General features: G+C 67.2%; 6 protein-coding genes. All 6 read right to left on the bottom strand.

Going from position 1 to position 13,761, the window contains the following annotated elements; translation table 11 throughout:
* Position 1: 1 nt before the first annotated feature.
* From QMF22_RS00720 to QMF22_RS00695, 6 genes are read right to left on the bottom strand one after another with little or no spacing between them, the layout of a single operon-like run.
* Positions 2-1,453: a DUF5684 domain-containing protein gene (locus tag QMF22_RS00720; protein WP_283449290.1), complete on the bottom strand. Its 1,452-nt coding sequence runs from the start codon at positions 1,451-1,453 to the stop codon at positions 2-4.
* Positions 1,454-4,063: a transglutaminase domain-containing protein gene (locus tag QMF22_RS00715; RefSeq protein ID WP_283449288.1), complete on the bottom strand. Its 2,610-nt coding sequence runs from the start codon at positions 4,061-4,063 to the stop codon at positions 1,454-1,456. It abuts the gene before it with no gap.
* Positions 4,060-5,448 carry a DUF58 domain-containing protein gene (locus QMF22_RS00710; protein ID WP_283449286.1) on the bottom strand — a complete coding sequence of 463 codons (1,389 nt, stop codon included), beginning with the start codon at positions 5,446-5,448 and terminating at the stop codon, positions 4,060-4,062. The genes QMF22_RS00715 and QMF22_RS00710 overlap by 4 nt, the downstream gene beginning before the upstream one ends.
* Positions 5,445-6,410, bottom strand: a complete 966-nt coding sequence (locus QMF22_RS00705) for an AAA family ATPase (protein WP_283449284.1) — start codon at positions 6,408-6,410, stop codon at positions 5,445-5,447. The genes QMF22_RS00710 and QMF22_RS00705 overlap by 4 nt, the downstream gene beginning before the upstream one ends.
* 53 nt (positions 6,411-6,463) lie before the next feature.
* A complete protein-coding gene (locus QMF22_RS00700) occupies positions 6,464-12,442 on the bottom strand; it encodes an Ig-like domain-containing protein (RefSeq protein ID WP_283449282.1) in 5,979 nt (1,992 codons plus the stop codon).
* Positions 12,442-13,554, bottom strand: coding sequence for a serine/threonine-protein kinase (locus QMF22_RS00695; RefSeq protein ID WP_349357060.1), 1,113 nt, complete (start codon positions 13,552-13,554; stop codon positions 12,442-12,444). Before QMF22_RS00695 ends, QMF22_RS00700 begins: the two co-directional genes overlap by 1 nt.
* Between the last annotated feature and the right edge of the window lie 207 nt (positions 13,555-13,761).

The following is a 13,761-nucleotide window of genomic DNA, read 5'->3' as shown; positions in this document are numbered from 1 at the left end:
CTCAGGGCTCCAGGTAGATGCGCGCCGCGAGCTCCCCCAGCAGGAACCGATCGGTCAGGGGCGCGCTCGCACCCGCATCGAGTTCATTCTCCAGTCCGCCCCCATCGATGAGCACGACGCCGTTGGTCGAGTGCAGGTCGCTGATGCCCCAGGCGCCTTCGACAAAGTCCAGGCGGGCGTGCGTCTTCGACACCGTCTTGCCGGGGTCGTGCAGCGGAACCAACTGTGCGTCGGCGTGTGTGCCGCCACGTGCGGGGTTGCGCCCAAGCAGAACGACTGGTTTGGTGAGCGACACTTTGAGACCGTGCTCGGTTTCGAGCGTCCACGGCTTCATGCGGCGTGCCACGATCATCGTTTCGTCGAGGTCGTCGTCTTCGTCGTCGTCGATTTCAGCGGCGATTGGCGCGGCGACGGGCGCGGGAAGTGCGGCGGGGACAGCTGCAACGGCTACCCCGGCGGCGATCTCGGCGGCGGCACTATCCGCGGCGGCTGCGGCGAGCTGCCCGGGCAAGGCTATCGGGAGCTCGGCGTTCACTGGCTCAGTGGCCGCCGGAGCGACCGCAGCGGCGACCGGCGCGGCGCTCGCCTGAACGACCGGCGCCGGCGGAGCCCACGGGTTGACCGGTGCGGCGGCCGCAACGGGCGGGGCCGCAACAAGCGGCGGCGCTGGCGGGCCGGAGGCTGCAGGGGATGCAGTCGGCACTGAGGCTACCGGGGGTGCGGGCGGGGCAGGCGGTGCTGGCGGGGCAGGCGGGGCGGAGAATGCCGGCGGCGCCGGCGGGGCGCTCACATAAAACGGCGGCGGGCTGGTCGGCAGACCGTGCGGCGCTGCTGGTGCGGGCGGAGCCGGTGCGGGCGGGGCCGGCGGGGCGGTCCCCAAGAACGCCGCGGGCGGGGCCGGCGGCAGCGGCGGTCCGGCAAACTGAGCGGCCGGTGCAGGGGGCGCCGGCGGCATGGAGGCCGGCGGCAGCGAAGGCGCAGCGCTGTGGCCAACCGGCGTGGGAGCGGCCGGCTGTACCGGCGCCATGGACAACGGTGTCACTGGGGCGAACGGTACGTATCCGGTCGCGGCCATGCCCGGCATCCAGCCGGTATCGACCGACTTTCCGAACCCGAGCACGCCGGCCCAGATGGGAAAAGAGACCAGGTAGAGCAGGGTGAAACCGCCGCCGTGCCCCAGGCGTCGGTTGACGTTGTTTACCGCCATGATGAACACGACGAGGGCCACCAGGTTCGCAGCCGGAATGAACGTGCCAATCACCCACAGGGCCGAATACCGGCCGAGCTCGAACAGGGTGATGGTGTTGACAATCGGTACCCAGGCTTTCCAGGCCTGCTCGCCGAGTTTCAGAAAGACCTTGCCGAGGGCGATCGACGAGAACACATACAGGCCGAGGCCGAGAAGCACGGCCACCACAACTACGGCAATCGCCGCTCCCGATGATTCATCCATTTATGCTTCGCGGCCGCTGATCGGCGGTCGCTTCCCCAATCTGCTGGTGTCGCGCCGGTTCGGGCGAACGGTGGTGACGTCGTAACGAGCTGAGCGTCGGCGAAAAGTGAACAGGTGGCGGGCATCCGCCAGTCGAGAAAAGGAGCGCAGCGAGATGGCTGCGCGCAGGCGTTGCCGCCGGGTTCCGCTGGCAGCGAGGCCGGCGCGCTCGGCAGTGACGAGCGCCCAGAAGGCGTCGCTCTCGTCGGACCGTGGTGGCACCGGCCCGAAGACAGCCCGGTCAGCGAGGGTCGCCAGCTGGGCACCGCCGGCCGATTCGTAGTACGAGGCGGTCTCGACCCGGGTCATGCTGCCCTGGTCAGTGAAACCGCGGTCGACCGCGGCGTCGATGTATTCGTCCCAGCCGCCGGCGAACCGCGCCGACACGTCGGCCGCCCGGGCCCGGTCAAGTCGACGCTTGATTTTGGCACCGAGAATGACCAGGAACGGGGTGCTGATCGCGAGCAGCGCGGCCAGGCTGATGCCGGCGATTTTGAGGATCGCGAACAGCCAGGCCAGGTCGGTGCCGGTGACCGGGTCCTGCTCCTGCTGGTCTTCACCGCTGGTCGGGTTCGCCTCTGGCGCGCGCTGCTCGGTTGCACCTTCGGCGATGACCTCGGTGTTGTACTGCGGGTCGCGGTTGGTGTCGTCGATGGGTGACAGCGGGTTCTGAAATTGCGGGGTCGCGTCCACGGTGGTCCAGGTTCCGTCGCCGCTGGCCACTTCGACCCAGGCCGCGAGGTTTTGGCCCGAGCAGACTCCGCCCCGGCAGGCCCCGGGCGCGCCCGAATCAGCGCCGGTACCGAGGTCGAATCCGAGCACCACGCGGGACTCAAAGCCGAGGTGACGAGCGAGCAGTGCGGTCGCGACGGCGAACTGTTCGTCGTCGCCGATCGCTGCCACAAGCTGGGAATTCTCAGTGGCGGTCGTGCTGTTCTGCTTCTCCAGCAGCGCGGTGAAGAGCGCGTCGATGCGGGCGACGGAGTGTCCGGACAAGCTCGGCGAGAACTGGTAGTCGCCGAGGTCGGCGGTCCAGGAGTCCACCGCTGGCACGGTCAGGGCGTGGCTGAGGTAGCCGCGCTCGCGCAGGCGGGTGACGAGTTCAGCCAGGCCGGTGCCATCACGTGTGACGGCCTGGGCGTCGACCCAGTCGACCAGGCTCTGCGGAATGAGCGTTTCATCCATCGCGTCACCGGCCGGGCTGGCAAGAGTGGCGAGGTCCGTCGCATCCGCTTGCGAGTCGGAGACGATCGTGTAGCGGTCGCCGCGCTCAAGGGCTTTGAGTTGAATTCCGGATGCCGTCCCCGCGTTGTAGAAAAAGCCGTCGCTCAGGTCAGCAGCGCGATCACCGGCAAAGCGGATGCTCGACAGCGCGCCGGTCCCCGGCATCCAGACGCCGCTGTACCCGGCAATGTCGAACCGGGTCGTGACGCTGTCCGCGCTGGCCCCGCGCGCGTGCGGCACCCGTGCGAAGGCGGTGGCCTGGTCGCCCTCGCCCGCGGCGGGGTCGACGACCCGAAAGACTTCTCCGTCGTAGTAGCTGAGCACAGCGAGGCGCACCCGCGAGTCGGTGCCGTCGTCGATGGCCGGGCCGGATACCGTGAACAGTTCGGCGTCGTACTGCTCGGCGCTGAAATAGCTGCGGTACTGGCTGAGCGGGCTGACGTATTCGCGCAGTTCGACGGCGGGGTCGATGCTGCTCCGCAGCACCTCACGGGTCGGCGTCGCGGCAACGGCCGACAGCCCGCCGAGGGTGACGCCGATGGCCAGCACGAGCACCCCGCCGGCGAGAATGGCCCGGCGCAGGCGACCGCCGAGGGCGCCGGGAGTGCGCCGTACCCCGGTGGTGCGGGCAGCCAGGTCGAGTGCCTCGCTGCGGGCGAGGTGGGTGCGCCAGGCCAGAAAGCCGAAGGCCAGCAGCAGAGCGGCCAGGCCAATCAGGCTTTCCCGCGGTGCTGGGACACTCACACCAAAAAGAGCCAGCGGAACGCTCACGGCACTCGACCCGAAGACCAGGCCGAAAAGTTGCACGGCAAAGGTGAGCGGCACGGCCAGGGCCAGGAGCCGGCCGCCGCGCCAGGCCAGCGAGAGTGCCACGGTGGTACCGCCGAGAAACAGCAGAAAGGCAGGGGCGAGCAGCGACTGATAGGAGCCGACCGGAAGTTGGATGGTGACGAGTTCTTTCCAGCTGAAGACCGTCGCGGTCACCAGGTCGAGCAGCCCGCCGAGCGCGTTCGGCACACTCGTGAAGGCGGTCGGCACCGCGAGTGGTACGCCGAGCAGCAGATAGGCCCCCAGCACGGTCAGCAGCACGGTGAACCAGCTCCAGCCACGGCGGGCGCTGAGCCAGGCCAGTGCCAGGCCGGTGAGAATCGCTCCGGCCGCCATGATCAGGTAGCTCACGTCCCGGTAGATCGGCCAGGCCGCCCACACGGCAACGAGCATCATCGCCACGATGAACACGGCGTTGATCACCAGGGCACGCCGGCGTGGGACCGGCCCGCGGCGTGGGCGGATCGTCGGCACGGAACCGGTCGCCGGTCGCATGGGCTGAACGTCGGGCGCGCTCATGCGGCTCGTCGACTCAGCAGGGATCGAAAGTCGTCGAGCACACCGATGGTCAGCACACTGGTGCCGGCCAGGTCACGAAAGCTCGGCTGTTCGTTGGGGTTGCACAATACGGCGACGACCTGAACGTTGCCGGCAAATTTGAGGGTGAGAGCCTGCAGACGCCGTGCGGTCATGGCGGAGCCGCAGACCACGAAGGCGATGGAAATATCGGGCACCACCTGCGCGGCGAGCACGCAGACGTCTTCGACGTGCATGGCGTGCGGACTGGTTTCGATTGCTGTGAGGTCGTCGAGCAGGGTGCGCGTCGACACGACGCTCAGGCTGCGTACCGAGCGGATGCTCTTCCGCACGATATCGGGGATCTCCTCGCTCGCCACGACGGCCAGGTCCCGGCCGTCGCGAATGGCGCGCACTCCGAGCGAACCGGCGGCGCTGACCGCCATCTCGAACTCGTCCTCAGAGGCGTATTCGGCAGCGTTGAGGCTCAACACGATGGCCAGGCGAGAGCGGCGGCTTTCTTCGAACTGGCGCACCATGAGCTTGCCGGTCTTCGCGGTGGACTTCCAGTGAATGTGCCGCTGCCCGTCACCCGGCGCGTACTCGCGAATGGCGTGAAAGGAGATGTCGGAGTCGACGATGTCACTCGTGGGGTTGCCCTCGAGGTCGCGCACGAACCCGGCACTCGTGCTCGGAATCGACACGGTCACCGGATGCACGAAGAGGCGGTTGACGTCGGCCCAGGCCACTTCACGGCCGAGCACACCGAGCGGGTCGCTGCGCACGGTCGTGACCGGGCCTACGTCGATCACACCGCGACGATAGGCGGGCACGCGAACGTGCTCTTCGTGAACCTGGCCGCTGCGGAGGAGCGGCACATAGACATCCGCCAGGCCCTTGCCAATGGGAACGTCGACGCGACCCGGCAGCTCGAGCCGTTTGGACACGTTGGTGACGGTGAGGGTACCGAGCACCTCGGAGCCAGCCACCACCCGGTCGACCGGCAGCACGAACTCGACGCTGTAGGCGCGGCCGCCGGCCAGAAAGGGCAGGGAGATGAGAATGAGGGCGACCGCCACACAGCCGGTGACGATCAGTTCGGTCCAGCCGAAAACGAGGCCGAGCGGCAGCAGCACGATCGCCGTGGCGACGACGACCCAGCCGGCCGGATTGACCGTTTCGCCCACCCATTCGACGGATGCCCGCGCACCGTTTCGCACAATTCGCGAAACTCGCATCCAGAGCACGACGGCGCCCACGAGGGTCAACGTTGTTGACTGGTTCGTGCGCGTGGTGCTGTACCGGGTGTGCGTTGCAGACCTGGTCTGCGTGCTGGTTCGCGCCAGATTTGAGGTCTGGGAGCGCCGCGATTCGGTGTGGAAACTCACGCCAAATCGCTCCGACTGGGAGGCACGACGTCGAGCAGAATCTGGCCGATGACGGCGCTCGCGGTGACGCCGTCGAACTCGGCCTCCGGGTCGAGCACGCAGCGGTGTGCCAGCACTTGGTCGGCGAGGGCCTTGACGTCGTCGGGGGTGACGAAGGTGCGGCCGTGGGCGACGGCCCAGGTCTTGGCGGCCTTGGTGAGGGCGCGGGCGCCACGCACGCTGACGCCCATGCGCACCTGGCGGGCATCCCGGGTGGCCTCGACCAGCCGGCCGATGTAGTCGTAGACCAGGGGGTTCACGAACACTCCGCGGGAGATGTCGCTCATGCTGACGAGCGCCTGCGGGGTGATCACCGGGGCGAGTTCGTGGCGCACGTCGGCGGTGCCTTCGAGAATGCGAATGGTCGAGGCGAGGTCGGGGTAGCCGAGCGACGCCTTCATCATGAAGCGGTCGAGCTGCGCTTCGGGCAGCCGGTAGGTGCCGGCCTGCTCGATCGGGTTCTGAGTGGCGATCACCAGGAACGGCACCCCGGTGGAGCGGGTGACGCCGTCGATGGTGACGTTGCCCTCCTCCATCGCTTCGAGCAGCGCAGACTGGGTCTTGGGGCTGGCACGGTTGATCTCGTCGGCGAGTACGACGTTGGCGAAGATCGGTCCGCTGTGAAACTCGAACTCGCCGGTCTTCTGGTCATAGACCGTGATGCCGGTGACGTCGCCGGGCAGCAGGTCCGGAGTGAACTGGATGCGGGTGGAGACTCCCTGCACGGTCTGCGACATGGCACGGGCGAGCGAGGTCTTGCCGGTACCCGGGTAGTCCTCGAGCAGCAGGTGGCCCTCGCTGACCATCGCGGTGAAGGCGAGTTCGATCACGTGGCGCTTGCCGAGAACGACCTGCTCGACGTTGTCGACCATCATCGTGAAGGTCGCGGAAAACCAGTCTGACTGCTCCGTGGTGATTGTCATGTGTGTGGCTCTTTCAGTGGGGCGATGCGTGCAAGAAGGGGTGCTGGCTCTGGCTAGGCGCAGCCGGTCTCAGTGGTAACGGGTGGTCCGGTCGTGTCGTCGAGTCCGGACGTGCTCTCGCCCGACCAGACGAGCTTCCAGGTCACGTTCCTGACCGAAGTTGCATTGCCGGGAACAGTGCTGCCCTCGACTCGGTGCCACGCCGACGCACCTTGGGAATCGGGGTAGTAGTAGTCGGCACCGGTGACCGTCGCCGCGGCGAGCCCGGCGGTCGCTACGACGGCGACTCCCAGCGTGTCGTTGATCCGACACAGGTCAGTGGTGAGTCCGGTCACTCTGTACTCGACCTGCCAGGCGCGGTCGGCATCCGCTGCTGTCACCGCCGACCAGTCGCTGCACAGCGCATCTTCGGTGTCCTCGGCGCAGTACCTCACCCTGATGCCGGGATCGGCGCCGAATACAGACGAGCCGGTTGCAACGCTGTAGTGCTCCCAGTCGGCCACGAAGTCGGCGGGCACTGTGGCCGACGAGGTGGGCGTCGTGAGCAGGTACTGTCCGCTGGCCGGTGTTGCCATGCCGTAGGTGTATGAGCCGTCGCCCGGGGCGGAAGGCTGCACCCAGGTGGTGATGGAGCCCGCGCTGCCGGCCGCCTCGCCATATCCGTTGGAATAGCAGACCGCGACATAGTACTTGGTGTGCTTGGTGAGGCCATCGATCGTGGAGTCCGGCGAGGTGCGGTTGCCGGCCGAAGTTATTGCCGCCCGAGTGAACGTGCAAACGGGATCCGGCGTGGTCGATGCCACATACAGAATATGTTCGGGCTCAGCGCTGAAGTTCTTGTTTGGCTCGGTTCCCGACACCGTGATCGAGGTGTTCTCGGAGGTCAGAGTGCCCGCCGTGATCGAGGGACTTCCCGCCACTGTCACCGTCTGGTTGACCGACAGGTTCGTGGGCCCGCTGCCCGCTGGCTGGTCATCCTTGCTGAGCGGGGTGACAGTGATCGTCTGCTCACCAACGGGCAGTGTGCGGCTGAATTCTGTCGTGCCCACGCCGGGGACGGCGACGGGTTCTTCGGTACCGTTGACGCTGTAACGGTTGGTTGACGGGTCGTCGTTCTCGATCGTCACCGTCACAACGCCCTGCGCCGTCGTCGTCCGTTCGTCGAAGACCGGCTCCACAGTGAGTGTGCCCATGCCGGGAGTGTCGTACGACCAGGCCGTCACGCTGACCGCACTCCGCGATTCACCAACCGCGTTGACGGCTTTGGCCTCGTAGAGCGCCTTGTCACCGTTCTCGGCGGTTCGAATCACGCCGCAGTCGCCCAACGCGTCGCAGTTCGCCACCGAAGCGCCATTGCGGTACAGGTTGAAGCCTTCGAGGGACGGGTAGGCCGCGTTAGCGCCGCCGGGGCTCACCGAGAGAGTCACCGACCGGTCGCCGTAGGCGATCTGTGCCACGGCGTTCGGCGCTTTCGGATAGCCCTGCAGGTCCACCGTGATCGACCCGTTGCGGGTGCCGGCGCTGAGCTTGCCCTGCGCGTCGCGCACCACAAAACTTGCCTCGCAGACACCGCCGGCGGTGTCGCCCGACCAGGTGGCCCGAACATTCTTGGAATTCTCGACCGAGAACGACACTCCAACGCAGGTGCTCGGGGCGGTGACCGAGACCAATGCGAGCGGTGTTCCGCGGTACAGGTTGACCTCGCCGGGAGTGCCGACGACCGCAATCGAGCAGCTCGATCCCGACGACTGGGTGCAGGTCGTTGCTACGGTGCCGCCCTTGGGCAGTTCGCTCGGAGCCGGGCCCACCTTGAGCGAGAGCACCGCCGGAATCGCCTCGCGGTGACTCGACAGGCTCACCGTGACAGCAGCCTCACGGCCGGCCACGGCGTTGTCGGCGACACCGATCGTGAGAATCGAGCGGTCCTGCGTGACGGTGAACTGATCGGACGAGAACTCGATCTCAAAGGTCAGGGCGGGAACGTCGCCTTTGCCCTGCCACTCAACCATGTGGCTGAGGTCGTAGCGTACGGCGTCGGCTCCCGGGCTCTCGGTCAGCGCGGCCGGGCGCAGTTCCGGCTGGGGGTCGAGCGGCTCGACCACGATGGGCACGACCAGCTGCGTGTAATCCTCTTGCCCGTCGATGCGGGCCGGCACCGTGCAGGAGTCGGTCCAGGGCGCATCGGAACCGGCCGTGTAGGTGACCGTCGTGCCGGAGTCGAAGGTGCAGGTCGCCTTGCCTCGCTCCCCCGACGAACGGATGCCCGTGCGCTGCAGTTCCAGCGTGGTCCCGGCGGGAATCGAGACGAGGCTCTTCAGGTCAAAGCTGACCGAGGCGTCTTCCCGCACGTTTTGGTCGACGTTGCCCTTTTTGAGCGCGATGATGATGGCATCCTTCGCTGGAATGCGCAGGAACCCGTAGGTGGTCACCTCGATGCCCTGAAAATTCGGGCCGGTCAGGGCGAACGGGGCGAGTAGTCCCTCGTCGGGGACGTCGCCACGAATCTTCCAGCCCGACACGTCGAGGCCGGGGTGGTTTCCCCACAGGGTCAGGGTGAGACCCCCGACATCTCCGGAGTTCCACGACACCTTGTCGGTCACCACGTCGATGCCTCTGGGGAACCCGTCTCGTTCGTCGAGGGTCAGGGTGGTATCGATCACGACCGGGTAGTCGGGAACCGAGGTGCGCACCACCTTGACCACGATGAGTCCCTGGCCGACGTCGTCGTTGGCGTTGGTCACCGAGTAGACGAAGGTGAGCAGGCTAGGCTCGTCACCGGCCGTGAACACCACGCGCTCGTTGGTGACGGAGTCGATGCGCCCGGCCAGCGCGTCGTACTCAGCGGTTCCGGCCGCGGCGTCGGGTGTGACCTGGCTGAGGGTGAGGCTGCCGCCGCCGGGTTCGATGTCGTTGGCGGCGGGGAAAACGACGACCTGGTTGTCGGGCCCGGCCTGCACCTCGACGTAGTCGCTGAAGGTGATCGGGCTCGGATTGGAGCGCTGGTCGAGCACGCCGATGCGCACGAGTGCGACGCCGGTGGTTCCGGCGGTGTCGCGTACGCGGTACTGAAATTCGATGGCGCCGTGATAGTCGCGGGGGCTGGAATAGACGACGGCATCGCCGGTGGCGTTGAGCGAGGCCGTTCCGCGGGCCGGCTGGGTGAGCACCCGGTCGAGCACGACGGTGTCACCGTCGGGGTCGGTACCGAAGCTGTCAAAGGGAATCTCGATGGTCTCGCCCGATAGCACCCGACCGTAGAGGGTGTGCGGCTGGGGCGCCGTGTTCTCGCCGTCGGCGAGCACCTCGACCGAGACCACGGCCGAGTCGATGAGTTCGGGTGAGCCTGCGGTGTACACGCTGTAAGCCAGCTCGTAATTGCCCGGTTCGTCGGGGGCGAGGTAGCGCAGCTCGGCACCGGCCGCGAAGGCGAGGCCGCGGTCACTGCGATTCTGCACCGATTCGGCGTTGAGCATCACGATGTTGCCGTCGGGGGCCACATCGTTGGCGAGCACCGGAATGTCGATCTGTGCGCCAACGCGCACCGAGACGCTGTCGTTCATGGCGATCGGCGTCTGCGGAACGGATGCCGGAAGCAGGTAGACGGTGGCCTCACCGCGCACGGTATAGAGCGGGTTGTCGGTGCCGTCCGACACCGTGTAGCGCACGGTGCCGAGCTTGCCCGGTCGTTCGTCGGCGGTCGAACCGCGTACGCGCAAAATGTTCTGCCCGACGACATCGACGCTGAGCGAGGCCCCGAAGACGGTTTCGGGAATGGCCTCGCCGAGCAGAAGCACTCGGCCAGCCGGATTGGAGACGGCGGTGAAAACGTCAACGCTGGTGTCGGCCTTGGGCCGCACGAAAACAGTTACCGGGGAGGTCGTGAGTGGCTGGGCATCCGCTGACACCACCGAAATGCGCGCGAGCGTGACGACCTCGCTCACGTCGTCGGCGATGGTGAGACTGACGGTGTAGTTGCCCACGACTGTCGCGGAAAAGTCGAAGGCAGTACCGTTCGCCGTGATGCTCACGGTCGATCCCTCGGCGCTCGAGGGTGTCGTCGCCGATGTGATGCGGTAGAGCCCGGCGGCGCCCGAAATGTACTCGGCCGGGTTCACCGTGAGGCGCTCGTTCACCGAAGCGAGCAGTGCGAACGGTTCAACGGTGAGCCGTGGCGTCGGCGTGACCACGATAGTGAGCACCTTCTCGGTCGAAGCGCCATGGATGTCGGAGACGCGCACCAGAATCGTGGCCGACTGGGCGGCCTGTTCGGCCGCGTTCGGGTGCTTGTAGACGAGCACGCCGGCCGGGGTCACGCTGACCGATCCGTTGGCGGTGGTGTTCACAGCGGATGCGACGAAGATCGGGTCGCCGTCGGGATCGACCCAGCCGGGCAGCAACGGCACGGTCACGGTGCCACCGGGCTGCACCTCGGGGCTCGGCCAGTCCTGCAGGCAGCCGTCGGTGCCGCACCAGACCGGGGCCGAATTGATCTCGTCGCCGTGCACGGTGAGGGTGACCATGGTCGACGCGGAGTCGAGGCCGTCGGCGCGCGATCCGTCGGTGATGGCGTAGTTGAACGTGGCGGAGCCGCGAGCGCCGGGAGCCACCTGCACGGCGAGAGCCTGGTTCTGATCGGTGACGGTGACGATGCCGAAATCGGGGTCGAGGCCGGTGACCGACGCGGGGACGACGCTCAGTACATCGTCGTTGGCGTCATGGTCGTTGAGCAGTACCGGCAGCGTGACCAGCTGGTCGATGCGCACACCGAAGGCATCGGGCACGGCAATGGGGGCTTTGGGTTCAACGACCTCTGAGGCTTCCTCCACGTCGTCCTGGCGCTGGCGTTCTTCGGCGGCTGCGAGGGTCCAGTCCTGGGAACTGGCGACCAGGGCACCGTCTGGAACGGTCCACACCCATCCGCTCCGGGTGTCGTTGAGAATCATGAGCGATTCGTTGGCGCGGAACGCGGGGGCGGCGTCTCCGGTAGGCGGTGCCGCGCCGTAGCTGAGGGTGGATTCGCCGTCGCCCTCACTGAACAAGGTGCCGCCGGCACCGGAGGCGGGCAGCCAGGCGGCGTAGCGTTCTCCTTTAAAAGGGGTCGGCGCGGCGGGGGCACCGAGCACGGCCTCGGAATCGCCCACCAGTTCGGTGCGGGCCCCGTCGGCGAGCGCGAAGGAGACCAGGCCGGTCTGGTCGGCGATAAGCACGTCGTCGGCGGTGCTGCTCGGGCGTTGCAGCACCGCCAGTTCGCTCAGGTTGGTCGGGGTCGGAGCGTTCTGCCCGGCCAGCCACAGCTCGTCGCCGACCACGCTGAGCAGCGCCCAGCTGTCGCCGACCACGGTCAGCTGGCTTCCGGGCTCGGCCGGACCGTCGGACACGTCGTCACTATCGCGAATCTTGTCATCGACGATGGAATAGCGCAGCACGCTCGCGGCCTCGCTGGAGTAGCTGTAGAGCACCCCGTCCGGTGTGATCGCGATGGCGTCGGAGCGGTAGACCCGCGGGGTCTCGCCTTCGGCCACCTCGTCGTCGGCGTAAGGATTGACGGCGCGGGGTGCTTCGTCGGCCCCGACGGCTCCGGCGAAGACCGTTCCGGCGCTCGTGAGATAACCGACCCAGGAACCCGACGACACGATGGTACGGGTGCCGGCCGGGGTGCTGTCATAGTCGCCGGCATCGTCACCGAGGTCGATCGGTGCCGCGAGGCTCACGTCGACGACCTTCTCGTTGTTCTGCGCGTAGAGCAGCACGGTGGAATCGGTTTGCACCAGTTCGCTCGGCGCCGGCACGGTTTTCACGGTATCGAGTTCGCCGAGGTCGGTGTTGACGCGGGCGTAACGGTTGCCGTCGCCGCTCTGCAAAGCCCAGATCGAACTCGCGTTCACCGGCGTCTGCTTCACGTCGAAACCATCGACGACGATCGCCACGGTGGCCAGCAGCGCGCCGATTGCGGCGACCGCGGCGATGCGAATAACGCGGAGACGGGCCTGTGACAGCACGGGCAGGCTGCGGCGGGCCCGTTTGCCGGCCATCAGAGCACCCCGGTGATCACGAGCACGCCCACTGTCGCTCCGATCCCGACGACGACAGCACTCGACAGAAGCAGGCCCAGCGTGAGCGGGGTGAATCGGGTGCGAGCCGTGTCGCTCGCGTCCGGCAGGGTGCCCTCGCGGGTCTGCGAGGCGGGGCGACGGGCGCTGCGCCGCGGGCCGGGGCGCAGGGTGGGCATGATGACATCGGAGATGACAGCGCCACGCGATTCGTGGTTGTCAAAATCCACCGGCGCTCCAGCGGATGCCCACGCCTCGTCGGCAACCTCCAGCGCGGTGAGCGGCAAGCCGAGGTCGCGTTCCACGCGCTGCAGATCGTAGGCACACTCGAGCATGCTCGCCTGGCGGGCGGAGGGGTCGCGGCCCATCATGCGGGCGAGGGCGCTTTCGAAGGAGGCGGGAACATCCGCTCGCCCGATGCTGGTGTATCTGGCGCGGCCGATGCGCTGTTTCAGCTGCACCCGCGACCCATTGGAGCCGGCCGGCAGTTCGAACGGCGCCCGTTCGGCCAGAAGCGAATATATCGTGGCACCGAACGACCAGACCTCGGTGGCGATCGTACCCGTGGTGCGTTCGTCGACGACCTCCGGGGCGCTCCACGGCAGCGACATGGCGAACAGCTCGTCGCGGGCACCGCCGGCCAGCGACGCGGCGATGCCGAAGTCACCGAGCACCGGGCCACCGAACGTCGTGGTGAGAATATTGGACGGCTTGATGTCGCGGTGCAGCACCTTGGAACGGTGGGCTGTCTCGAGAGCGCAGGCAATTCGCACGGCGATATTGAGCACGGTGGCTACGGACAGCGGCTGGGTACGCTCCCGGGACGAATAAGAGCCGGGGCAGAACTCCATCACCAGGTACGGGCGGCCATCGGCCGAGATACTCGCGTTGTAGACCGTGAGAATGGACGGATGCGAGCTGAGGCGCGCCATGACGTCCGCTTCGGCATTGAAGGAACGCAGTACGTCGTCATCGACGATGTCCTGCAGTAGCACTTTGACCGCCACGGAACGGCGCGGCATGTTCTGTTCGAACAGAAAAACGTCGGCAAAGCCACCGGTGCCGAGAGGGCGCACGTAGGTGTAGCCCGACAAGACGGGCGGAGCAGAAGGAAGCCGCCTGCCCATTATTCCCCCGACCTGCACTGTTTCTGTCTTGCATCTTTGTATTTGTTCGCAAAGACGCAGCTGGTCTCAGGTTCAATCTTAACGGCGTCGCTCGACCCCGACACGCGCTGGGGCATATGGTACACCCCCAAAATGGGGGTGTTGGGCGACACAGCCTCGCTGACCAAGCCCTCA

Origin of the sequence: Cryobacterium sp. PH31-L1 (genome assembly GCF_030063145.1) — a bacterium.
Lineage (GTDB): Bacteria > Actinomycetota > Actinomycetes > Actinomycetales > Microbacteriaceae > Cryobacterium.
Note: the sequence above shows the minus strand (reverse complement) of the source record. Positions and strands in the feature narration are given on the sequence as shown.